Below are 24,625 nucleotides of genomic sequence, written 5' to 3'. Positions count from 1 at the left end.
CGCACGTCCGCCGGGTCCTGGACGCCCGTGTTGACCAGGACGGTGATCACCAGCGGACAGCCGAGCGCGACGGCCGTGCCCGCCCCGGCCGCGGCGGGCAGCCGCGCCTTCGCGCCTCCTCCCTCGGTCACCGTCAGCACGGTGAAGAGCCCGCCGAGCCCGACGAGCAGACCGCCGCCGGACCACAGCACGGAGGTCCGGCTCATGAAGCCGTTGGCCCTGCCGGGGCCCGAGAAGTGGGTGGCGATCCGGTCGGGCAGCCGGTCGTGCCCGCCGCCGGGCAGGCCCCCGTGGACGGTCCCCTTCTCACACCGCGTGCCAGCGTCCCGTGCGCGGGCCGTAACGCCGTTCCCCGTCGCCGTGTGACGGAACGGAAATTCGGTTTCCGTACGGTGCCCGGGACGGCGTACGCACCGCACGGTGGGGGTTCAGTGGCAGCTGGTTCGACCGAGGACAGGGTCCGCACGGTCTGCTCGTACTGCGGGGTCGGCTGCGGGATCGTGCTGGAGCTGGACCGCAGCCCCGTCGACGGGCGCCGCCGGGTGGCGCGGGCGGCCGGGGACAAGGCGCACCCCGCGAACGCGGGACGGCTGTGCACCAAGGGCGCCACGAGCGCGGACATGATGGCCGCGCCGGGCCGGCTGGACTCGGCGCTGACCCGGGCCGAGCGGGGCGCGCAGCCGGTGCGCACGGACGTGGACGAGGCCATCGCGTCGGTCGCGGGCAGGCTGCGGGCGATCCTGGACGAGCACGGGCCGGACGCGCTGTCCTTCTATGTGTCGGGACAGCTGTCCCTGGAGGCGCAGTATCTGGCGAACAAGCTGGCGAAGGGGTTCGTGCGGACGAACCAGATCGAGTCGAACTCGCGGCTGTGCATGGCGTCCGCCGGGACGGGCTACAAGCTGTCGCTGGGCGCGGACGGCCCGCCGGGCTCGTACCAGGACTTCGACCACGCGAACGCGTTCTTCGTCATCGGCGCCAACATGGCCGACTGCCACCCGATCCTGTTCCTGCGGATGATGGACCGGGTCAAGGCGTCCGGCGCCAAGCTGATCGTGGTCGATCCGCGCCGCACCGCCACCGCCGACAAGGCCGATCTCTTTCTCCGGATCCGGCCCGGCACCGATCTCGCGCTGCTGAACGGGCTGCTGCATCTGCTGGTCGAGGGCGGTCACACGGACGGCGGCTTCATCGCCGAGTTCACCGACGGGTGGGCCGAGATGCCCGCCTTCCTCGCCGACTACCCGCCCGCGCGGGTCGCGGAGATCACCGGTATCCCCGAGGACGATCTGCGGCTGGCCGCGCGGTGGATCGGCGAGGCCGGTGACTGGATGAGCTGCTGGACCATGGGGCTCAACCAGTCCACGCACGGCACCTGGAACACCAACGCCCTGGTCAATCTGCATCTGGCCACGGGCGCGATCTGCCGTCCGGGCAGCGGCCCGTTCTCGCTGACCGGCCAGCCCAACGCCATGGGCGGGCGCGAGATGGGGTACATGGGGCCCGGTCTGCCCGGCCAGCGGTCCGTGCTCGCCGAGGACGAGCGGGCCTTCGTGGAGGAGCTGTGGCGGCTCCCGCCCGGCACCCTGCGGACCGAGGTGGGACGCGGCACGGTCGAGATGTTCGAGCGGATGGCCGCCGGTGACATCAAGGCGTGCTGGATCATCTGCACCAACCCGGTCGCCTCGGTCGCCAACCGCAGGACCGTCATCGCGGGTCTGGAGGCCGCCGAACTGGTCATCACCCAGGACGTGTTCGCCGACACCGAGACCAACGCGTACGCCGATGCCGTGCTGCCCGCGACGCTGTGGGCCGAGTCCGACGGGGTGATGGTCAACTCCGAGCGCAATCTCACCCTCGTCCCGGGCGTGGTCGACCCGCCCGGACAGGCCCTGCCCGACTGGCTGCTGATCGCCCGGGTGGCCTGCGCGATGGGCTTCGCGGAGGGGTTCACGTACGGCAGCGCGGAGGAGGTGTTCGAGGAGCTGAAGCGGGCGTGGAACCCGAAGACGGGGTGGGATCTGCGCGGGGTCGGCTACGCGCGGCTGCGCGCCACGCCCGTCCAGTGGCCCGCCCCGGACGCCGACGGCCCGGACCGCAACCCGATCCGCTATCTCAACGACGGTGTCAGCCAGACCCTCCTGGAACGCCCCGACGGGACCCGCCCCCGGCTGGCCTTCCCCACCGCCGACGGCCGCGCCCGGTTCTTCGCCCGCCCGCATCTGCCGGCCGCCGAACTCCCCGACGACGACTACCCGTTCGTCCTGAACACCGGCCGGCTCCAGCACCACTGGCACACGCTGACCAAGACCGGCAAGGTCGGCAAGCTCACCAAGCTCCATCCCGGCCCGTTCGTGGAGGTGCATCCCGAGGACGCCGCCGCGCTCGGCGTCACCGACGGCGACCGGGTGGAGGTCGCCTCCCGGCGGGGCCGGGCCGTGCTGCCCGCCGTGGTCACCGACCGGGTGCGGCCGGGGAGCTGTTTCGCGCCCTTCCACTGGAACGACCTGTTCGGCGAGTATCTCAGCGTCAACGCCGTCACCAGCGACGCCGTCGACCCGCTCTCCTTCCAGCCCGAGTTCAAGGTCTGCGCGGTGGCCCTCACCAGGATGGCCGCGCCGCTGTCGACGGGGCGGCGGGAAGGGGAGTCCGCCCCACGCCCGGCGGGACTGCCGGGGGGACTTCCCGAGGGACGGCCGGCGGGAGTGCCGCAGAGCGTGGGGGTGGCATCACCGGTCGGCTCCCTCCCGGGCGGGCACGTGGCGGCCCCTGTGCCCGACACCGCCGACGCCCCCGTCCGGGCCCTCGCCGAGCTGTTCGGCCTCGCCGATCACGCCCCGGCGCCCCTCACCGAGCCCGAACGCCGCTACCTCTCCGGGTATCTCTCCGGCCTCGCCCGCACCCCGCCCGACGGACGCGTCCCCGTACTCCCCCCGGGCGCCCCCTTCGCCCCGGACCACGCCCTGTGGGTGGACGGCGTCCTCGCCGGGATGTACTCCCGTTCGAGCACGAGCACGAACACGGCCACCGCCACCGCAGCGGCCGACGCCCCGGCCGCCGACGCCCCTCCCCCGGCCCGCCGTCTGCTGGTCCTGTGGGCCTCGCAGACCGGCAACGCCGAGGAGTTCGCGGCCGGGGCCGCCGCGCGGCTGGCGCGGGCGGGCCGGGCCGCCGAGGTGCTGCCCATGGCCGACACGGCCCCGGCGGGGCTCGCCGGGGACACCGATGTCCTCCTCGTCACCAGCACGTTCGGCGATGGCGACGCGCCCGACAACGGCTCCGGCTTCTGGAAGGAGCTGTCCGCGCCGGACGCGCCCCGGCTGGAGGGGACCCGCTACGCGGTGCTGGCGCTCGGCGACTCCAGTTACGACGACTTCTGCGGCCACGGCCGTCGCCTCGACGAACGGCTCGACGCCCTCGGCGCCACCCGGCTCGTCCCGCGCGCCGACTGCGAACCGGACTTCGAGGACAGCGCCGGGCACTGGCTCGGCCAGGTGGTCACCGCCCTCGCCACGGACGGCGCCGAACCGGTCCCGCCGCCCGAGGTCACCGTCCGCGCGCCCGCGACCCCCGAGCGGGCCGCCTACACCAGGACCTCCCCCTTCGCCACCCTCCTCATGGGCAACCGGCTGCTGAGCCTGCCGGGTTCGGGCAAGGAGGTCCGGCAGTTCGCCTTCGACACCCGGGACGGGGAACTCGCCTACGACGCCGGGGACGCGCTCGGCGTCTGGCCGGTGAACAGCGCCCACCTGGTCACCGAATGGCTCGCGCTCACCGGACTCGGCCCGGACGAGCCCGTGGACCTCGGCGATCCGTCCCCCGTGTCCCTCGAAGAGGCGCTGCGCACCCGCCTGGACATCTCACGGATCGGCGCCGGTCTGCTCAGGTTCGTGACCGAGCGGACCGGCAGCCATGACCTCAAGCGGCTGCTGCGCCCGGACAACAAGGACGCGCTGGCCCGGTGGAGCTGGGGGCGCCAGGCCGCCGATGTGCTCGCCGAGTTCCCCGTACGGGCCTCGGCGGCGGAGTGGGCCGGGGTGCTGGGACGGCTGACGCCCCGGCTGTACTCCATCTCGTCCAGCCCGCTCGCGCACCCCGGGGAGGTGCGGCTCACCGTCTCCGTCGTCCGCTACACGGGCGAGGCGGGCCGGAACCGTACGGGGGTGTGCTCGGCCTATCTCGCCGACCACGCGGACGACGGGCCGGTGCAGGTGTTCGTCCAGCGCTCCCCGCATTTCCGGCCGCCGGCCGACCCCGCCGCCCCGCTGATCATGGTCGGTCCGGGCACGGGGGTGGCTCCCTTCATCGGTTTCCTGGAGGACCGTCAGGCCCGGGGTCACTCCGGCCCCAACTGGCTCTTCTTCGGTGAACAGCGCCGGGCCACCGACTTCTACCACCGCGAGGAACTGGAGGCGTACCGGGCGGACGGCCATCTGGACCGGCTCGACCTCGCCTTCTCCCGCGACCAGCGCAACAAGGTGTACGTCCAGGACCGGATGCGTGAGCACGGGCCCCGGCTGTGGCAGTGGCTCCGCGACGGCGCCCACTTCGCCGTGTGCGGCGACGCGGGCCGGATGGCCAAGGACGTGGACGAGGCCCTCAAGGAGATCGTGGCCACCCAGGGCGGCATGGCACGCGATGAGGCTGCCGCGTATGTCCGGCGGATGGCCACGGAGAAGCGGTATGTGCGGGACGTCTACTGACAGCCGCCTTCCGCGGAGTGCCACCGGAGGAGACCTGTCCCTGGCGAAGGCGCCCTTCGGCCAGGGAAGCGCCCCCAGGGGGAGGCGCCGCCCCAGAGGTGCACACCCCCGTGAACACGCCCCGCAGTCGGGGTCAGCAAGGAGCGGGCCGTCGAGCTGGTGCACACCCCCGTGAACACGCCCCGCAGCCAAGGCGGCCACCGCCCGAGGAAACACCCCGCAGGAGCACGCCACGGCGAAGGCGCCCCTCGCAGGGAAGTCGCCGCCCCGCAGCCGAGGCGACCGTCGCCCGAGGAGACCACCCCGGAGGGGCCCCGCCCCGGAGGAGACCACCGCCGGGCCGCTCACGGGCGGCGATCGCATCGGGCCGCCGCGCGCGCCGTGCGCTCCCCGGCCCCCGGCTGCCGGGGCACCCGCCCACCGCCCCGCCGCCGCGCCCAGGCCGGCCATCTCCCCTCACCCCACCGCACCCGTACGGGCCACCCCTTGTCGCCCCGCCTCGCCGGTCTGCCGGGCCGCCCCGGTCCCCACCCCCGTCCCCCGGGTCCCCCGGGCCGCCCCAGCCACACCCCCGCCAGCACCAGCACCAGCCCGCACACCTGCTGGGCCGTCAGGGCCTCCCCGGCGACCGCCGTGCCGAGCAGGACGCCGGTCACGGGGTTGAGCAGGCCGATCAGGCCAACCGTCCCGGCGGGCAGATGGCGCAGCCCGGTGAACCAGGCGACGAAGGCCAGCGCGGTGGCGACGAGGGCGACATAGGCGAAGGCGAGGAGCGTGGACGCCGGGAGCGCGGGGGGTGCGCCCTCGACGGCCGCCGCCACCGGGAGGAGCAGGATTCCGCCGGCCGTGAGCTGCCAGGCGGTCGCGGCGAGCACATCCGCCCCGTCCTTCCACCGGGTGGCCAGGAGGTGGCCGAAGGACGAGACCAGGACGGCGGCCACGGAGGCGGCGACGCCGGGCAGGCTCAGGCCGTCCTGCCCGGTGAGCAGCATGAGCGCGACCCCGCCGAGCCCTATGGTGGCGCCGAGCAGATGGGCGGCGCGGGGCCGTTGGGAGACCAGGGGCCAGGCGACGAGCATCATCGTCAGCGGCGAGACCGCCATGACCGTCGAGGCCACGCTGGTCGGCAGGAGCTGCGAGGCGACGTACACGAGGACGAAGAAGACGCTCATGTTGAGCAGGCCGAGCACCGCCGACCGCCACCACCACGCCCCGCGCGGGCGCCGGCGGGCCACGGCCAGCAGCACCAGCCCGGCGGGCAGCGCGCGCAGAGCGGCCCCGTACAGCGGGCGGTCCGCCGGGAGGAACTCATGGGTGACGTAGTAGTTGGCACCCCAGGCCACCGGGGCGACGGCGGTCAGGGCCACCCAGCGCATATTGCCTTCCATGGAAGATAATGTAGCCGCATATTAGTTTCCCGGGAAGCTATTATCGGAGACATGGACAGGAGCAGTCAGGAAGCGGCCGGTACCGGGGCCGGGGAGCACACGCCGGGGCCGGATCACGTGGCCCGTATCCAGGCCGAGTGGGGCCGTGAGCGGCCCGATCTCGATGTGGGCCCGCAGGGGGTGATCGGGCGGCTGCACCGGCTGGCCGGCCGGCTCACCGAGGAGCTGACGCTGGTGTACGGCCGTCATGGGCTCGGCGAGGGCGAGTTCGACGTGCTGTGCGCCCTGCGCCGCGCCGGGGAGCCGTACGAGCGGGCGCCGGGCGAGCTGGCCGCGTACACCATGGTGACCACGGGGGCGATGACCAAGCGGATCGACCGGCTGGAGCGGGCCGGGCTCGTCACCCGGCGGCGCGCGGCCGACGATCAGCGCGGCCGGATCGTCGCCCTCACCCGCCCCGGCCGTGAGCTGATCGACCGGGCGTTCACGGACCACATGCGCAATGAACGGCGGCTGCTGGACCGGCTCACCCCCGCCGAGTCAGCGACCCTCGAAGCGCTGCTCACGAACTGGCTGGCCCGTCTGGAGGATCCGGAGCCCCGGGCGGACGCCCGCTCCGCGTCCGGGCCCACAGCGGCAGGATGAACCAGCACAGGACGAACCACAGCACCACCGGTACGACCAGCCAGCCCGCGAGCGTGTTGTGCAGGACGACCCGCAGGATGAGCAGCAGGGCCGAGGCCATGGTGCCGAGCAGCAGGACGAGCCCGATCACCGTCAGCCGGGACGCCCACTGCACGGTCTGCGGCTTCACCTTGCGGCCGGTGAGCATCCGGTGCAGGGCCACCGGCCCGATCAGGGCCCCGGTCGCCGCGGCGCCCAGGAACACGGTGGCGAGGTAGATGCCCTGGTCCGCGTCGGAGAGATCGGCGAAGCGCGGCTGGAAGACGACCGCGAGCAGGAAACCGAACAGGATCTGCACACCCGTCTGGGTCACCCGCACCTCCTGGAGGAGGTCGGCCCACCGCCGGTCCGCCCGCTCCTCCTCGCTCTCCGCGCGTCCCCGCCGGGGACCGTCACCGTCCGATGTCACCCTCACCGCCCTCCTCTCATCTCCCGCCCGGATTCCGGCCGATCGGGTTCCGTCCCCTCCCGCGCCCGCCGCTCCGGCAAGCCGCCCTCACCGCACCTCGGATACTCGCGAAGCCGATGATCAGAACTGGGAACAGCCCCGGCGTCCGATATCGCGGACCTTCCCGGACCCGTGACGACACAGACACCGAGGGGCATATCGTACGAATATCAGCCCAGCCGCGCTCTCCGGGCGCCGCACCCCGCCCCCGCCCCTGCCCCGGGCCCTCGGCGGCACCCGACCGATCGGCCCGCGCGATCAGCCTTGATCAGAAATCGGCATTGGACGTGGCCCGGACCGGTCCTGCATGCTCAAGGGCATGTTCGGGCCTATGACTGCGACGGAATTCGGCCGGGGTGCCGCCGATGCGGTCCGCCCTGGACGCAGCGATCTCCTGATGCCCCGTCTGACGCAGTGCCGCGTCGTGGACTTCGGCAAGGTCAAGTCGACCAGCTGTCGCTGACCCCCTCCGCCTGACCCGTACCCTGCGCACCGCCGCTCCCGCGGTGGGCCCGGGGTGCGCAGGCCGGACCGCGGGCCGCCCGCCCGCGCTCTTCGACACGGTCTCCCCGCCTCTCCCCACGCCCGGCGCCCGGCCGGGGTCCCGCACGGATCCCCGCCCCCGCGCCCGAGGTGGGCCGTGTCGTCGTCCCCCGTTCCGCTCACCCCACGTGCCCGGAGCGTCACCCGACACCAAGGACACGCCCATGTCTCAGGCCCCCGCACCGGCTCTCCTCGCCCAGGCGAGGGCGTCATGAGTCCCGCCGCCGATGTCGCCGCCGATGTCACCACGGACGTCGCCACCGATTCGGTGACCGGTTCGGTGACCGGTTCTCTCGCCCGTCCCACCGCCGCCCGGAGCGGACCGGCCGGTCCTGACCTCGGCCGGCTGGACGAGGTGACCGCGGCGCTCGCGGCGCGGGCGCCCGAGTACGACCGCACTGGCGCCTTCCCCCACGAGTCCCTCCAACTGGTCCATGACGCGGGGCTGCTGACCGCGGGGGTGGATCCCCGGTACGGCGGTCCCGGCGGGTCCTTCACCGACCTCACCCGGATCCTGCTGGCCCTGGGCCGCGGGGATCCGTCGGTGGCGCTGATCGCCGGGATGACGATCGTCCCGCATCTGCTGCACTCCCGCAGTCCCTGGCCCGAGGAGCTGTACCAGCGGGTGCTGGCGGAGTCCGCGCTGCGGCCGACGCTGCTCAACCACGCGCGGGCCGAGCCGGAGATGGGCTCGTCCACCCGGGGCCCGCTGCCCGCGACGACGGCCCGCCGGACCGCCGACGGCTGGTCGCTGACCGGCCACAAGCGGTATGTCACCGGCTCCGAGGGGCTCAGCTACTTCCTGGTCTGGGCCGCGACGGACGAGCCGGAGCCGCGCGTCGGCAACTTCATCGTCCCGGCCGGGACGCCCGGCATCGAGATCCTCCCCACCTGGCACCAGCTCGGCATGCGCGCCACCGGCAGCAACGAGGTGGTGTTCACGGACGTCGAGATCCCCGCGGACCAGGTGCACGAACTGGCCGCGCCCGGCGCCGCGCCCGCCCCGGGGGTCCTGCCCGGCAGTGTGACGCTGCTGCTGTCGTCCGCCCTCTACCTCGGGGTCGCGCGGGCCGCCCAGAGCGCGGTGCACACCTACGCCCATGAGCGGGTGCCCGCCGCGCTGGGCCATTCGCTGGCCGGCACCGGACGGTACAAGAGGGGGGCCGGCGAGATCGAGACCCTGCTCTCCAGCGCCGAGCAGCTGATCTTCGGGGTCGCCGGGCAGGTGGACCGGGGCGAACCCGTCCGCGGTGTCGACGCACTGGCCTCGAAGGTCATCGTCGTACGGCATGTCACCAGCGCCGTGGAGACCGGGCTCCGGCTGCTCGGGAACCCCGGGCTGGCCCGGGAGAACCCGCTGGAGCGGCACTTCCGTGACATCCAGTCGGCCGGGGTGCACGCGCCCGGCGAGGACGCCGTCCTGCCGCTGGTCGGCGCCACGGCCCTCGCGGCGGAGGCACCCGATGCCTGAACCTCTCCCTCCCGTTCCCCCTCCCGTTCCCCCTCCCTCACCCAGCAGCACTCACGCCCGGAGAACCACCATGCGCCCGTCCCTGTCAGCCCGGCCGGCCCCACCGGCCAGATCGTCCCGGCCGGCCCGTACGGCCCGTATGTCCCTGGCCCGCCTCACCCGTCCGCTCGCGGCGGCGCTGGCCGGGTTCCTCCTGCTCACCGCCTGCTCGTCGGGCGGCGGGAACACGAGTGACTCCGGCTCCGACACCCCCGTCCAGGGCGGCACGCTCACCACCGCCGTCGACACCGAACCGGTCTCCTGGGACGTGCACGCCAGCACCCAGGACATCACCGCCGAGATCCAGCGGCAGGTGGTCGACTCCCTGGTCGCGCAGGACGCCGACGGAGAGTTCCACCCCTGGCTGGCCACCACGTGGGAAGTGGCGGACGACTACAAGAGCTACACCTTCGAACTGCGCACCGATGTGACGTTCAGCGACGGCACCGCCTTCGACGCCGCCGCGGTGAAGGCCAACTTCGACCACATCGTGGCCGACTCCACCAAGTCGCTGTACGCGGTGAGCCTGCTCGGCCCCTACACCGGCACCGAGATCATCGACACACACACCGCGAAGGTGAACTTCTCCGCGCCGTTCGCCCCGTTCCTCCAGGCCGCCAGCACGCCCTACCTGGGTTTCTACTCCCCCGAGACGCTCAAGACCGACGCGGCCGAGCTGGCGGCGGGCGGGCCCACCAACGTGGGCAGCGGACCGTACCTGTTCACCAGCTACACCAAGGGCCAGTCCGCGGTGCTGACCCGTAACCCGGACTACGACTGGGCGCCCGAGACGGCCGCCCACACCGGGCCCGCCCATCTCGACAAGCTGGAGTTCCGCTTCCTGCCCACCGCCTCGGTGCGCTCCGGCGCGCTGACAAGCGGTCAGGTGGATGTGGCGAAGGCCGTGCCGCCGCAGAACGTCGCCACGGTCGAGGCCAGCTCCTCGCTCTCCCTCCTGACCCGCGCGGCCCCCGGCGGCAACTACAACCTGTGGCTCAACGGCTCGCTGGCCCCCTTCGACGACCAGCGGGTGCGCGAGGCGGTGCAGCGCGGGATCAACATCGACCAGGACGTCGAGACAGTCACCTTCGGCCAGTACCCGCGCGCCTGGAGCCCGATCAGCCCCACCACCCCCAACTACGACAAGACCCTTGAGGGCAGCTGGCCCTACGACGCGGAGCTGGCCGGGCAGCTGCTGGACGAGGCGGGCTGGACCGCGCGGGACGCGGACGGCTACCGCACCAAGGACGGCGAGCGGCTGACCATCGAGTGGCCGGTGCTGTCGATCCAGGCCACCCGCGAGGGCCGTGACGTCCTCGGCCAGGCCGTCCAGGAGGACCTCAAGAAGATCGGCATCGAGGTCGAGCGGCCCAGCCTGGACCTGGGCACGTACAACACGCAGGTGTACGGCGGTCAAGCGCACATCGTGGACCTGAGCTGGCCCCGGTTCAGCCCGGACGTGCTGTGGCTGTTCCTCAACTCGGGCAGCGCGCCCGCCGAGGGCGGCATCAACGCCACCTTCGTCCAGGACGACCAGCTCGACGCCTGGACGGACGAGGGCCGGGCCACGCTGGACGAGACGGTCCACGCCGACGTCTACCCCAAGGTGCAGCAGCGGGCCATCGACCTGGCGCTGGTGGTGCCCATGTACACCCAGGTCTCCCTGGTCGGGACGTCCACCGCCGTCAAGGGGCTGACGTTCAGCGCCAGCAACTGGCTGACGTACTACGACGCCTGGCTGGCCGGCGAGTGAAGCCGGCCACGGCGGCGGGGCCGGCCCGCGCGGTTCTCACCCGGCTGGGATCGGCCCTCGCGGTGATGGTGGGGGCGGCGACCCTCGCCTTCCTCGCCCTGCGGATGATCCCCGGGGACCCGGTGTCGGTGCTGCTGGGGCCGTCCAACGCGGGCTCCCCCGAGGTGCGGGCGGAGATCCGCCGCGAGTACGGCTTCGACCTGCCCGTGGCCGAGCAGTACGTGCGTTATCTGGTGCGGCTGGTCCAGGGTGACCTCGGCGAGTCGTACCAGCTCCAGCGGCCGGTGTGGGAGCTGATCGGGGATCAGCTGCTGCCGACCGTGCAACTGGCGCTGAGCGCGCTGGTGCTGGCCGTCGTCCTCGCGGTGCTGTCCGCGGTGGCGACGGCCGGGCGGCGGCCCGCGCTGCGGGCGGTGGCCTCGGTGTGGGAGCTGATCGCGGCCTCCACCCCGTCCTACTGGGTCGGGATCGTGCTGCTGACCGTGCTGTCGTTCCGGTTCCCGGTGTTCCCGGTGGCCGGTGCCGACGGGTTCGCGGCGCTGGTGCTGCCCGCCGTGACGCTGGCGCTGCCGCTGACCGGGGTGCTGGCGCAGGTGCTGCGCGAGGGCCTGGAGGCGGCGCTGGCCCAGCCGTTCGTGGTCACCGCCCGCTCCCGGGGGGTGGGTCAGTCGGCGGTACGGGTGCGGCACGCGCTGCGGCACGCGGCCGTACCGCTGCTCACCCTCGCGGGCTGGCTCACCGGTTCGCTGATCGGCGGGGCGGTGCTGGTGGAGACGGTGTTCGGGCGGCCCGGTATCGGCTCGCTGGTGCTCCAGGCGGTGACCGCCAAGGACATGCCGGTGGTGATCGGGGTGGTGCTGCTGTCGGCCTTCGTCTTCGTCGTGATCTCCACCGTGGTGGACCTGCTGTACCCCGTCATCGACCCGCGGCTCCGGAGCACCTGATCCATGACCAGTACCCTCCTCCCCGATCTCGGCCCCGGCCCGGCGCCCGCCGTGTCCGCCCCGGCACGGCGGCGCTGGGCCGGACCGCCGGTCAGTGTCCTGCTCGCGGGCGCGCTGCTGCTGCTCGTCGTGCTGGTGGCGGTCGCGCCGGGCCTGTTCACCGGCGTCTCGCCCACCGCGACCGATCCGCCGGCCGCGCTGCGCGGCCCCGGCGGCGAGTACTGGCTCGGCACCGACCAGCTGGGCCGCGACCTGTACACCAGGATCCTGTACGGCGCCCGGCCGTCCCTGCTGCTGGGCTTCGGGTCCACGGTGATCTCGGTCGTGCTGGGCGCGGCGTTCGGGCTGGCCGCCGCGCTGGGCGGGCGGCTCGCCGACCAGGTGCTGATGCGGCTGGCGGACATCCTGCTGGCGCTGCCCGCGCTGCTGCTGGCCCTGCTGATCGTGACCGTGCTGGGCGCGGGCACGGTCAATGTGATGACCGCGATCGGTATCGCCTTCGTCCCCGGGTACGCCCGGCTGGTGCGGGCGGAGGCCATGGTGGTGCGGCGTTCCGGGTATGTGGAGTCGGCGGTGGCGCTGGGGCTGCCGCGGCGCTCGATCGTGCTGCGGCATGTGCTGCCGAACGCGCTCGCGCCGCTGCTGACCCTGGCGACCGTCGGGTTCGGTACGGCGCTGATCTCGGCGTCCGGGCTGAGCTTCCTCGGGCTCGGTCCGGCCGCGCCCTCGCCGGAGTGGGGGGCGCTGCTCTCCGCCGGGCGGGACTTCCTCCAGACGGCGTGGTGGATCGGGGTGTTCCCGGGCGCCGCCGTCACCGTGACCGTCATCGCCGTGAATGTCGTCGGCCGCCATGTCCAGCAGCGTTTCACCCGGAGGTCCGCCCGATGAGCGTCACCGAGTCGCCGCTGCTGAGCGTGGAGGGCCTCGACGTTTCCTTCGGGCGCGGCGAGCCGGTCCGTGCCGTCCGGGATGTGTCCTTCAGTCTGCGCCGGGGCGAGTGCCTCGCCGTGGTCGGTGAGTCGGGGTCGGGCAAGAGCGTCACGGCCCGCACGCTGCTCGGGCTGACCGGCGCGCGGGCCCGGGTCGCGGCCCGGCGGCTGGTCTTCGACGGCGTCGATCTGACGGCCCTGTCCGAGCGGGAGTGGCGGTCGGTCCGGGGCCGCCGGATCGGGCTGGTGCTCCAGGACGCGCTGGTCTCGCTGGACCCGTTGCGGACGGTGGGCGCGGAGATCCGCGAGACGCTGGCCACGCACCGTCTGGCGCGGGGCGCCGAGGCACGCGAGCGGACGCTGACGCTGCTGTCGGACGCCGGTATCCCCGATCCCGCGCGCCGGGCGGCCGAGCGGCCGCATCAGCTGTCGGGGGGGCTGCGGCAGCGGGCGCTGATCGCGTCCGCGCTGTCCGGGGCGCCGGAACTGCTGGTGGCCGACGAGCCGACGACCGCCCTGGACGTGACCGTGCAGGCCCAGATCCTGGACCTGCTGGGCCGCCTGGTGGGCGACGGCACGGCCCTCCTGCTGATCAGCCACGACCTGGCGGTGGTGGCGCGGCTGGCCGACCGGGTGGCGGTGATGTACGGCGGGCTGCTGGTCGAGCAGGGCCCCGCCCAGGACGTCCTGAAGGATCCCCGGCACCCGTACACCAGGGCCCTGCTGGCGGCCGTCCCCACCTTCGCCTCCAAGGGCGGCCCCCTGTCCGTCCCGTCCCCGCCGGGTCAGCCGGCGGCGGGCCCCGACGGCTGCCCGTACGCCGCCCGCTGCCCGGCAGCCGACGACCGCTGCCGCACGAAGCTGCCTGCGGCGACGGCGGACACGGGCGGACATCTGACGCTGTGCTGGTATCCGGACGGAAGATCGGCGGGGGTGTCCGTCCCTGGGGCGGGGGGTGCCGAGGTGTTCTCGGGGGGTGGGGCCGCGGCTCTGCTCGACGCGGCTTCGCCGGGAAGGGGTACGGCGCCTGCGGGCGAGCCTGCGCCGGACGAGGCAACGGCACCTTCCGGCAGCCACTCGCCGGACCACGGCAACGACGCCTCCGACGAGCCTTCGACCGACGCTCATTCGCGCGGGGGCGCCTCGGCTCTGCTCGACACGCCTTCACCGGGCAGGCGTACGGCACCTTCGGACGAGCCCGCGCCGGACCAGGCAACGGCTCCCTCCGACGGCCATGCACCGGCCCACCGCGACGGCGTCTCCGATGAGCCTTCAACCGATGAGCTTCCGCGACTGTCCGACGAGCCTTCGCCGGGCGGCCCTTCGCCACTGTCCGGCACACCGTCGCCGGGCGGCCCCGCGCGACTGTCCGGCACACCGTCCACGGACGCCCTCACGCCACTGTCCGGCACGCCCTCGCCCCGCACGGCGTCTCCGGACGCCCCGTCACCGGCCGCCAGGCCCACGGCGCCCACAGACGCCCCCGCGCCGGACGACGGCCCGGCCCCCTCCGACGTACCCGCGCCCCGCAAGGGCGCCGTGCCGCCGGGCGGCGACGCGTCCCTCCTGAGCACGACGCGGCCCCGAACCCCGTCGCCCGCCCCAACCCCTGCTTCTGCCCAAATCCCCGCGTCCGCCCGTCAGGATGCCGGCGGCGCCCTCGCCAAGGGCAGGCAAGGCGCCCAGCGCGAACCCCTGTTGGACGTCCAGGGTGTCTCCAAGACCTTCCGGTCGGCCGACGGGGGGGCCTACCGCGCCGTCGCGGACGTGTCGTTCCAGATCATGGGCGGGGAGACGCTCGGGCTGGTGGGTGAGTCGGGGTCGGGGAAGACGACCACGGCACAGATGGTGCTGGGGCTGGTGGAGCCGGACGAGGGGGTCGTGCGGTTCGAGGGGGAGGCGTGGAGCGGGGTGCCGGAGCGGGAGCGCCGGGCGCGGCGTTCGCGGCTCCAGGTGGTGCATCAGGATCCGCTCGGTTCGTTCGATCCCCGGCACGATGTGCGCCGGATCCTGGCGGAGGCCGTGGCGCGGGCGGGGGTGCCGCGCGGCCGGGCCCGTACCGCGCGGGTGGCCGAACTGCTCGGGCAGGTCGGGCTGTCGGCGGCGCTGGAGGGGCGGCGTCCGCTGGAGCTGTCCGGCGGGCAGCGCCAGCGGGTGGCCATCGCGCGGGCGCTGGCGACCGGGCCCCGGCTGATCGTGTGCGACGAGCCGGTGTCGGCGCTGGACGTGTCGATCCAGGCCCAGGTGCTCGATCTGCTGGCGGACCTCCAGCGGGAGCTGGGCGTGGCGCTGCTGTTCATCTCGCATGACCTCGGCGTCGTGCACCACGTCAGCGACCGGGTCGTGGTGATGAAGGACGGGCGCCTGGTCGAGTCCGGGCCGGTCGCACAGATCTTCGCGAACCCCCGGCATCCGTACACCCGGGAGCTGTTGACCTCGCTTCCCCGGCCCGAGCGGACCCAGGAAGGACGAGAATCGCGGGCATGACGACCAACCTCGACACCGACCGCTGGATCCGGCGCTTCCATCCCGGCGCGGGGCGGGCCCCCCGTCTGGTGTGCTTCCCGCACGCGGGCGGCTCGGCCGGGTTCTACCGCCGGCTCTCCGAACTGCTGCACCCCCGAGTGGAGGTGCTGGCGGTGCAGTACCCGGGACGGCTGGAGCGCCGGGACGAGCCGCTGTTCACGGAGATCGCGCCGCTGGCGGACGCGATCGCCGGGGTGCTGGAGCCGTCCTGGGGGACCCCGCCCGCGTTCTTCGGGCACAGCATGGGCGCGGTGGTGGCCTATGAGACGGCCCGGCGGCTGGGCGCCCGCACGGGTGCGGGGCCGGTCGCGCTGTTCGCGTCGGGGCGGCGGGCGCCGTCCACCGTGCGCGACGGCGAGCGGCTGCATCTCGCCGGGGACGGGGAACTGGTGGCCGAGATCGTCCGGCAGGGCGGCACCCCGCCGGAGCTGCTGGCCGACCCCGAGATGCGCGCGCTGGTCCTGCCCGCGCTGCGCGGCGACTACCGGGCCATCGAGACCTACCGCCACCGCCCCGGCCCGCGGATCACGGCCCCGGTCACCGTCCTGGTGGGCGCCGGGGACGCGAAGGTGACGGCGCGGGAGGCCCGCGCCTGGGAGGGGCACACCGACGGCACGACCGAGGTACTGAGTTTCGACGGCGGTCACTTCTTCCTCGCCGAACAGCCGGAGCGGATCGCCGCGGTGATCCGCTCCCGGCTGCTGCCGGCCGCGGCCGGAGGGCCAGCCCCGACCGGAGGGCAGACGCCGACCGGAGGGCCAGCCGCGACCGGAGGGCCGACCGCCCCGAGGGGTGGCTGAAACCCGGCCCTCTGCTCTGTACCTGCCCGACGCGGATGTCAGCGCCGATGTCCGCGCCATGTACGACACCACCGCGAGATGTCGGATGGGGAGCCTGCTGTGGTCTTGGTGGAACGCGAGATTCAGGTGAGGCGACTACGAGAGCTGCTGGCGGACTGTCTCGTGGGCAGAGGCGGTGTGGCGGCGCTCAGCGGGCCGGTCGCCGGCGGGAAGACGGAACTCCTCCATGTCCTGGGCGAGCACGCGGCGGCGGCCGGAGCCGTCGTGCTGCACGCCACGGCCCGGTGTTCGGAGTCCGGGGTCGAACTCGGTGTGATGGGCCAGATCTTCCGGCACCAGCACTTCTCCCCCGCCGACCGGGAGCGGGCCCTGCGCCCGTACGAGCCGGGCCCGGCCATCGCGCCGTGCGACGCGGACCTGCTCACCCACAGCCCGATCCCGGCGCAGGTCAGCCAGGTGCACTGGCAGTTGCTGCGCGCCCTGGCGGAGCGGACGCCCGTGGTGATGATCGTCGACGATCTGCACTTCGCCGACGCGGCCTCCCTGGACACCCTCACCTATGTGGGCCGACTGCTGCGCACCACGCGGCTGCTGCTGGTGGTGGCCGAACGGGACACCGCGTCGGGCACCAGCACCACGGAGCTGTCCTGGCGGACCTCGCTGGTGCGCCAGCCGCATGTCACCCGGCTCCGGGTCCGCCCCCTGACCCCGGCGGGCACCCGGGAACTCCTCACGGAGCTGATCGGTCCGCACCTCGCGGGCGCGTCCTGGCACCGGCTCAGCGGCGGCAACCCACTGCTGCTGCGCGCCCTCGCCGAGGACCACCACGACCGCACGGCAGGACTCCCGCCACCGGCCGGGCCCGGCCTGGTGGAACCGTCCGTGGGCGAGGAGTACGGCCGGGCGGTGGACGCCTGTGTCCGGCGGGCCGGGGAGCGGCACCGGGACACGGCCCGCGCGCTCGCGGTGCTGGACGCCTCGGGTTCGGCACGCCACCTGGCCCGGCTGACGGGCCGCCCGCACCACCTGGTCGACCAGGCGCTGGCCGCGCTGGACGGCTTCGGGGTCCTGGACGAGGGCCGCTACCGGCATCCGGTCGCCCGCGCCGCCGTGCTGGCCGGGATGCCGGCCGCCGAACGGGCGCTGCTGCACCGGCACGCGGCCCGGCTGCTGCACGCCGCAGGGGAGCCCGCGTCGACGGTCGCCGTGCATCTGGCGGCGGCCCGGCACAGCGAGGAGCCGTGGGCGTTCCCGGTGGCCCTGGAGGCCGCGCGGGAGGCGCTGCGCCGGGACGACACGTCGTTCGCCGAGGCGTGCCTGGATGTGGCCGAGGCGGCGGCGGGCGACGAGGACCGGCGGGTGACGGTGACCGTGCTGCGCAGCCTGGTCGACTACCGCACCGACCCCGACACCGCCTGCCGGCGGCTGCGCCCGCTGATCGCCGCGCTGCGCGAGGGCCGGCTGTCGGGCTGCCAGATCGTGACGCTCCTGGGCCGGCTGCTGTGGACCGGCGGCAACGACGAGATCGCCCTCGCCCTGGGCCGCCTCGAACGGTCCGCGGAGGCGCTCGACGCCCGCGTCACGGCCGAGTACCACGCCGTACGGCAGGGGCTGTACGCCTCGCATCCGGGGCTGCTCCCGAGGCCCGCCGCCCGGCCCCGGCCGCCCCGCCGGTCGCTGGCGCGGGGCGCCGAGGGGGCGCCGCCGCGGATGTCCGGCGTGCTGAACCGGCTGCTGCGCTCGGGCCCCGGCCCGGACGCCGTGCGCAGCGCCGAACTGGCGTTGCAGACCACCACGCTGGACGACGGCAGCTTCCCGGCCGTCCATCAGGCGCTGTCGGTGCTGGTGTACGCCGACCGGGCCGATCTCGCGGCGCCCTGGTGCGACCGGCTGGTCGGGGAGGCCGCCGCGCGCGATGTCCCCACCTGGCAGGCGCTGTTCGCGGCGCTGCGGGCCGAGGCAGCGATGCGCCAGGGTGATGTGCTGCTCGCGGAGGGGTGCGCCCGGCAGGCGCTGGGGCTGCTGTCGCTGCGCGGCTGGGGGGCGCTGATCGGCTCGCCGCTGGCCACGCTGGAGCTGGCCGCCGCCGCGACGGGCCGGGCGGAGGCGGGCGGGCCGCCGGTGGCGGCGCTGCCGGAGCAGCTGTTCCAGACCCGGTTCGGGGTGCAGTATCTGCACGCGCGCGGCCGGTGGCGGCTGTCGGTGAATCTGCTGCACGGCGCGCTGGACGATCTGACCCGGTGCGGGCGGCTGATGCGGGAGTGGGACATCGACCTGCCCGCGTTCGTGCCGTGGCGCGGCGACGCGGTGACGGCGCTGCTGCGTCTGGGCCGGACGGAGGAGGCCCGGCGGCTGGCCGTGGAACAGCTCGCGATGGTGCCGGTGACCCAGCCCCGGGCACGGGGCATGGCCCTGCACACGGCCGCGTCGGTGGCCGATTCCCGGCGCCGGGCGACCCTGCTGCGGGAGTCCGCCGATCTGCTGGACGCCGCCGGGGACCGGCTGGAACTGGCCCGGGTGCTGGCCGATCTGAGCGAGGTGCACACCCGGGCGGGGCAGAGCGGCCGAGCCCGGATGGTGGCCCGGCAGGCCCTGGACATCGCCGAGGACCAGGGCCTGGCCCCGCTGTCGCGGCGGCTGGCGGCCCGTCAGGCGCCGCCCGCGCGTCCGGAGCGGGGCGGCGGCACCGGCCGGGTCGGGGTGCTGAGCAGCTCGGAGGCGCAGGTGGCGTCGCTGGCGGTCGCCGGGCTGTCCAACCGGGAGATCGCCGAGAAGCTGTTCATCACGGTCAGCACGGTGGAGCAGCATCTGACGCACACCTATCGCAAGCTCCGGGTGAAGGGACGGTCGGATCTGCCGCTGTCACTGCTGGCGGCGGTGGACGGCGGACCCGAGCGGCAGGCGCCGGCGGAGGGGGTGCGTCAGGCGACCGCGTCAGAGCGGGTCGGGGGCCGCCCGTAGCGGCAGTCCGAGCAGCCCGCGCAGGGTGCCGGCCTCGTAGGCCCTGCGGAACACTCCCCTGGCCTGGAGTTCCGGCACCAGCTCGCGGGTGACGGCGGTCAGGTCGTGGGGCAGCTCGCCGGGCCGCAGCCGGAACCCGGAGATCCCGGCCCGCCGCCACTCCAGGAGCAGCTCGGCGAGTTCACCGGGGGTACCCGTGACGATGTGCGCGTCGGAGGTGAACTCGCTGCCGTGCGCGTCGTCCAGGCGGGCCTTGCGGGCGGCGGCCTCGCCGGGGGTGGGGTCGAGGAAGACCACGAGGTCGGCGAAGACGTGCACGGTCTCCGCCGCGCGCCCGGCGGCGGCCTGCGCGCCCCGGATCTCCTCGACGGTCGCCCGCGCCTCCTCGGCGCTGTGCGGGGTCACGGACACCACGTCGGCGGAGCGGGCCCCGTACCGGTAGGGCAGGCTGATGTGGGCGAGGGTGAAGACCAGCGGGTGGCCCTGCGGGGAGCGCGGGGCCAGGGCCGGTGCGTCGATGGTGAGCCAGTCACCGGCCGTCCCACCGAGGGGCTCGATCGTGGTGAAGCTGCCGTGCGGGTCGGGGTCGGCCGGGGCGAACCGGCCGGGCGCGAGCGCCCGCAGCTCCTTCTCGTCGTCCACGCCGTCCCACAGGGCGCGCACGACCCGCACCAGATCGGCGGCGCGTTCGAAGAGTTCGGCCATCGGCCGCTGCACCTCGGGCGTGAACAGCTCCGCGAGCACGATCGGGCGGGCCGGGGTCACCTGCGTACGCCAGCCGGCCCGGCCGCCGGTCAGCTGGTCGAGCGTGGCGATGGCCCGCGCGATCCGGGTCGGCTGGACCTGGTCGAGCACCCCGGTCGGCACCAGTCCGATGTGCTCGGTGCGGGCGGCGAGCGCGGCGGCGACGAGCAGCGCGTCCAGCCGGTGACCGACCGCGCTGCCGTCCGCCGGGCGCTTCGGCGGGTCCTCCAGCGTCACGAAGTCGAGCAGCCCGCGTTCGGCCTCCTCGACCAGTCCGGTCCAGTGGGCCAGCCCGTAGGGGTCACCGTCGGGGGCGCCGGACGCGGGGTGCCAGCCGGTGGCGTCCAGGGCCACGGCGAGATGGAGGGGGTGGGGCGCGGTCATGATGGGCTCATTTCTTGAGGTGCGGGTGCGGGTGCGGGGTGTTGGTACGAGTGCGGGTGTGAGCGCGGGTACGGGTACCCGTGTGAGCGCGGGTGCGGGTACGGGTGTGAGCGCGGGTGCGGGTACGGGTGTGAGTCCGGGTCAGGGGAGGGGTCGGGGTCGGGAAGGACACGGTCCTGGGTCGGCGGCCCGGACGGCCCGGACGGGGTGGCCGGGGTGGCCCGGACGGGGTGGCCCGGGTGGCCCGGACGGGGTGGCCCGGACCGGCCACCCCCGCGTCGGCGGCGGTCCGGCCGGTCGGGACTTAGCCGACCGGCCGGTCCAAGTCGTTCAGCCACTCCTCCACCGCCGCCGCCGTGGTCGCCGAGTGCTCCTCCAGGACGGAGAAGTGGTCGCCGGGCACGTCGGCGGTGGTGTGCGGGAGGCGCCAGAAGGCGCGGGTGTCCTCGGCGGGAAGGCCGTCGGGCGTGCCCGGCAGCGGGTCGGTGGCCCGGAGGAGCAGGGTCGGGGTGGTGACCGGCCGGGGCTCCCAGGGGCCGAAGGTACGCAGATAACTCCCCATCGTCGTCAGCCCGTTGTCGTTCAGCCCCAGCTCGAACGCGTCGAAGCGGGCGACCATGCCGTTGATCATCGCGGGCATCCACCAGTCCATGCCCGGCAGGGCCGCCGTGTCCATCGGGTAGGTGTCGACCATCGCGAGGCCCGCCGGAGGTGTCCCCCGGCGTTCCAGCTCGGCCGTCACGGCGTGGGCGACACAGCCGCCCAGGGACCGGCCGAGCAGCGCGAACGGCCGCCCCCCGGCGAGCCGCTGGACCGCGTCCGCCTGCATCGCGACGAAGGTGTCCGCCGTGTCGGGCACCGCGCTGTCGGGCGCGTATCCGGGCGCCGGTACGGCCCGGACGTCCCGGCGCCCGTCGAGGGCCTGCCCGAAGCGGGCGTACTCGTGGGGTCCGGACAGGGCGGTCAGCGCCGGGAAGCAGATCAGCGGGGTCGGGGCGTCGCCCCGGGCCAGGACGACCGGTTCGACGGCGTGCCGGGCGCTGTCCGCCGTGGCGAAGGTGTCCCGCAGGCGGGCGGAGGCGACGATCACCTCGGTGGCGGCGGTGATCTCCCGCGCCGCGCACAGCCGCAGATAGAGGTCCGTGAGCGGCCCTTCCCGGCGTGCCGTCCCCGGCCGTTCCCGCAGCAGTTCGCCCAGGTGACCGGCGAGATCCTGCGGGGTCGGGAAGCGGATGGTCAGAGCGCCCCCGAGGGACAGCCCGGTCGTGGCCGCCAGCCGGGCCCGCAGCTCGACGGCGGACAGCGAGTCGAGCCCGGCCTCCACGAACGGCCGTCCCGCGCTCACCGAGTCCACCGCCGCGTACCCGAGCACCCCCGCCGCCTGCGTCCGTACGAGATCCAGCAGGGCGGCGTCCAGGGCGGGGCCGGTGAGCCGGGCGTGGCGCTCGGCCCAGCCGGGGCCGGGGTCGGCTGCCGTGGGGGCGGGCAGTGCCGGGGCATCGGTGGTGCTGCGGCCCACGGTGACGTCGAGCCAGTGGCGGCGCCGCTGGAAGGCGTAGGTGGGGAGGTCGGCCGGGCGCGGGTCGAGCCCTTCGAAGGCGGCCGTCCAGTCCACGGGCAGACCGTCCGCGTGGAGCCGACCCAGCGCTGTGAGCAGGGTCGCGGCCTCGGGGCGGCCCTTGCGCAGGACGGGGGCGAGCACAGAGGCCCGGACGCCCCCAGGGGAATCATCGGCATCCAGGATGTCCCCGACCATCGCCGTGAGCACCGCGTCCGGCCCCACCTCCACGAACCGTGTCACCCCCATCGCGCGCAACTCCCGCACCACATCCAGGAATCGCACCGCCCCACGGGCGTGCTCGGCCCAGTAGTCGGCGGACCCCAGCTCCCCCTCACCCGCCTGCGCGCCGGTCAGGTCAGAGACCACCGGGAGGGCGGGCGGGTGGTAGTGGACGGCCTTGGCCGTGCGGCGGAAGTCGTCGAGCATGCCGTCCATGCGCGGGGAGTGGAAGGCGTGGCCGACCCGCAGCCGGGCGGTACGGCGGCCCCGGGCCCGGAAACCGGCGGCGAGGGCGAGGACGGGTTCCTCGTCGCCGGACAGGACGACCGCGCGGGGGCCGTTGACGGCGGCGATCGACACCGCCCCCGCACTGTCCCGCAGCGCCCCGGCGATCTCCTCCTCGATCTCCTCCTCGGTCGCCTCCACGGCCGCCATCGCGCCGCCCGGCGGCAGTGCCTGCATCAGCCGTCCGCGCTCGGTCACCAGCCGGGCCACGTCGGGCAGGGTGAGCACACCGGCCGTGTGGGCGGCGGCCAGCCCGCCGATGGAGTGCCCGGCGACCACATCGGGCCGTATCCCCCAGGACTCCAGGAGCCACGACAGGGCGATCTCCACGGCGAAGAGGGCGGGCTGGGCGTACTCCGTGCGGTCGAGCAGGTCGCCGTGCCCGGCGGACAGGACCGCCGTGCGCACCGGGTGGGTCAGGTGGGGTCCGCGGTGGCGGTCGAGTTCGGCGGTGACGGCGTCGAAGGCGCGGGCGTAGGCGGGGAACCGCTCGTACAGCTCCCGTCCCATGCCCGCCCGCTGGCTGCCCTGTCCGGTGAACAGAAACGCCGTCCGGCCGCCGGATGTGCCGCTCGGTGCGGGTCCCTCTGCCATCGAGTGCAGGGCGCGCAGGGCTTCGTCGCGGTCGGCGGCCACGACGACCGTACGGTGCGGGTGGGTGGCCCGCCGGGTGGCCAGGGACCAGGCGATGTCCAGGGGCTGGGCCTCCGGGTGGTCCCGGAGGTGCCGGGTGAGGTGGGCGGCCTGGTCGCGCAGGGCCTGTGGCGAGCGGGCGGACAGCGGCCAGGGCAGGACGGCGGAGGGGCGGTTCCCGGACCCCGGGGCTTCCTCGGCGTCGTCCTGCGATGGCTGCTCCAGGATCACGTGCGCGTTGGTGCCGCTCACGCCGAACGCGGAGACCCCGGCCCGGCGGGGCGCTTCGCCGTCCGGCCAGGGGCGGGCCTCGGTGAGCAGGCGGACGCCGCCGTCCGTCCAGTCGACATGGGGTGTGGGGGCGTCCACGTGCAGGGACCGGGGCAGGAAGTCGTGGCGCAGGGCCTGCACCGCCTTGATGACGCCCGCCACCCCGGCCGCCGCCGCCGTGTGCCCGAGGTTGGACTTGAGGGAGCCGAGCCACAGCGGCCGGTCGGCGGGGCGTTCGGCGCCGTAGACCTCTTGGAGGGCCTGGATCTCGATGGGGTCGCCGAGGGTGGTGCCCGTGCCGTGCCCCTCCACCAGGTCGACGTCCCGCGCGGACAGGCCCGCGTCGGCCAGGGCCCGGCGGATGACCCGCTGCTGGGCGGGTCCGTTGGGGGCCGTCAGCCCGTTGGAGGCGCCGTCCTGGTTGACGGCCGTACCGCGCACCACGGCCAGCACGGGATGTCCCAGCCGCCGCGCGTCGGAGAGCCGTTCCACCAGCAGCAGCCCGGCCCCTTCCGCCCAGCCCGTGCCGTCCGCGCCCGCGGCGAAGGCACGGCAGCGGCCGTCCGGGGACAGTCCGCGCTGGCGGGAGAAGGCCACGAACCCGGCGGGCGTCGACATGACGGTGGCCCCGCCCGCGAGCGCGAGATCGCACTCGCCGCCGCGCAGCGCCCGCACCGCCAGATGCAGCGCCACGAGAGAGGAGGAGCACGCCGTGTCGACGGTCACCGCCGGGCCCTCGAAGCCGTACGTGTAGGAGAGGCGCCCCGAGGCCACGCTGGCGAGGTTGCCGATGCCGAGGTGGCCCTCCAGTTCGGCGGGGATGCGGTCGAGGCGGGAGTGGTAGTCCTGTCCGGCCAGCCCGACGTACACGCCGGTGGCGCTGGAGCGCAGGCTCGCGGGGTCGATGCCGGCCCGTTCGAACGCCTCCCACGAGGTTTCCAGCAGCAGGCGCTGCTGTGGGTCCATGGCGAGCGCCTCGCGCGGGGAGATCCCGAAGAACTCCGCGTCGAAGTCGGCGGCGTCGTAGAGGAATCCGCCGTGCCGGGCGTAGCTGGTGCCGGGCCGGTCCGGGTCGGGGTCGTAGAGGGCGTCGAGGTCCCAGCCCCGGTCGTCGGGCCAGGGGCCGATGGCGTCGCCGCCCGCCGCGACCAGGTCCCACAGGCCGTCGGGCGAGGTGATGCCGCCGGGCAGCCGGCAGCCCATGCCGATGACGGCGATCGGCTCGCGCCGGGCGGCTTCCACCTGGTCCAGGCGGCGCCGGGCCTCCCGGCTCTCGCCGAGGGCGCGCTTGAGGTACTGCCGGAGCTTGTCCTCATCGGCCACGGCCGGCCTCCTTCGTG

13 protein-coding genes and 1 pseudogene are annotated in these 24,625 nt (G+C 74.6%); 10 read left to right on the top strand and 4 right to left on the bottom strand.

Annotated features, from left to right (window positions below):
• Positions 1-431 precede the first annotated feature (431 nt).
• Positions 432-4,703 (top strand): molybdopterin-dependent oxidoreductase, encoded by a 4,272-nt coding sequence (locus ACFRFC_RS00500; protein ID WP_382679529.1) that lies wholly within the window; start codon positions 432-434, stop codon positions 4,701-4,703.
• A gap of 344 nt (positions 4,704-5,047) precedes the next feature.
• Here the strand turns inward: ACFRFC_RS00500 and ACFRFC_RS00495 are convergent, their stop codons facing one another.
• Entirely contained in the window at positions 5,048-6,079 is a 1,032-nt protein-coding gene (locus ACFRFC_RS00495) for an EamA family transporter (protein WP_382680159.1), read from the bottom strand.
• A 63-nt stretch (positions 6,080-6,142) separates the two neighbouring features.
• Here ACFRFC_RS00495 and ACFRFC_RS00490 point away from each other — a divergent pair, with 63 nt between their 5' ends.
• Positions 6,143-6,736 carry a MarR family winged helix-turn-helix transcriptional regulator gene (locus ACFRFC_RS00490; RefSeq protein WP_382679527.1) on the top strand — a complete coding sequence of 198 codons (594 nt, stop codon included), beginning with the start codon at positions 6,143-6,145 and terminating at the stop codon, positions 6,734-6,736.
• Here the strand turns inward: ACFRFC_RS00490 and ACFRFC_RS00485 are convergent.
• The gene (locus tag ACFRFC_RS00485; protein ID WP_382679524.1) at positions 6,654-7,184 is read right to left on the bottom strand and encodes a DUF6328 family protein; all 531 of its coding nucleotides are present in this window, start codon (positions 7,182-7,184) and stop codon (positions 6,654-6,656) included. The two genes, ACFRFC_RS00490 and ACFRFC_RS00485, sit on opposite strands and share 83 nt — an antisense overlap.
• 370 nt (positions 7,185-7,554) lie before the next feature.
• Here ACFRFC_RS00485 and ACFRFC_RS00480 point away from each other — a divergent pair, with 370 nt between their 5' ends.
• From ACFRFC_RS00480 to ACFRFC_RS00445, 8 genes are all read left to right on the top strand, one after another.
• Positions 7,555-7,686, top strand: coding sequence for a hypothetical protein (locus ACFRFC_RS00480; RefSeq protein WP_382679521.1), 132 nt, complete (start codon positions 7,555-7,557; stop codon positions 7,684-7,686).
• A 291-nt stretch (positions 7,687-7,977) separates the two neighbouring features.
• Positions 7,978-9,237 carry an acyl-CoA dehydrogenase family protein gene (locus ACFRFC_RS00475; protein ID WP_382679518.1) on the top strand — a complete coding sequence of 420 codons (1,260 nt, stop codon included), beginning with the start codon at positions 7,978-7,980 and terminating at the stop codon, positions 9,235-9,237.
• Between the two features lie 139 nt (positions 9,238-9,376).
• Entirely contained in the window at positions 9,377-11,029 is a 1,653-nt protein-coding gene (locus tag ACFRFC_RS00470) for an ABC transporter substrate-binding protein (RefSeq protein ID WP_382679515.1), read from the top strand.
• Complete coding sequence (locus ACFRFC_RS00465; RefSeq protein WP_382679512.1) at positions 11,026-11,973, top strand: ABC transporter permease; 948 nt, start codon at positions 11,026-11,028, stop codon at positions 11,971-11,973. Before ACFRFC_RS00470 ends, ACFRFC_RS00465 begins: the two co-directional genes overlap by 4 nt.
• Positions 11,974-11,976: 3 nt before the next feature.
• A complete protein-coding gene (locus ACFRFC_RS00460) occupies positions 11,977-12,861 on the top strand; it encodes an ABC transporter permease (protein WP_382679510.1) in 885 nt (294 codons plus the stop codon).
• A complete protein-coding gene (locus ACFRFC_RS00455) occupies positions 12,858-15,389 on the top strand; it encodes a dipeptide ABC transporter ATP-binding protein (RefSeq protein ID WP_382679507.1) in 2,532 nt (843 codons plus the stop codon). The genes ACFRFC_RS00460 and ACFRFC_RS00455 overlap by 4 nt, the downstream gene beginning before the upstream one ends.
• Positions 15,386-16,228, top strand: coding sequence for a thioesterase II family protein (locus ACFRFC_RS00450; RefSeq protein ID WP_382679505.1), 843 nt, complete (start codon positions 15,386-15,388; stop codon positions 16,226-16,228). Before ACFRFC_RS00455 ends, ACFRFC_RS00450 begins: the two co-directional genes overlap by 4 nt.
• 78 nt (positions 16,229-16,306) lie before the next feature.
• On the top strand, positions 16,307-19,189 hold the full coding sequence (locus ACFRFC_RS00445; RefSeq protein WP_382679502.1) for an AAA family ATPase: 2,883 nt from the start codon (positions 16,307-16,309) through the stop codon (positions 19,187-19,189).
• Here the strand turns inward: ACFRFC_RS00445 and ACFRFC_RS00440 are convergent.
• A complete protein-coding gene (locus ACFRFC_RS00440; protein ID WP_382679499.1) occupies positions 19,163-20,317 on the bottom strand; it encodes an LLM class flavin-dependent oxidoreductase in 1,155 nt (384 codons plus the stop codon). The genes ACFRFC_RS00445 and ACFRFC_RS00440 overlap by 27 nt on opposite strands.
• Before the next feature lie 304 nt (positions 20,318-20,621).
• Positions 20,622-24,587: pseudogene (locus tag ACFRFC_RS00435) on the bottom strand (type I polyketide synthase); the annotation flags it as partial.
• Positions 24,588-24,625: the final 38 nt, after the last annotated feature.

The organism is Streptomyces sp. NPDC056734, assembly GCF_042790455.1.
GTDB lineage: Bacteria > Actinomycetota > Actinomycetes > Streptomycetales > Streptomycetaceae > Streptomyces.
This window is presented reverse-complemented; position numbering and strand designations above follow the sequence as displayed.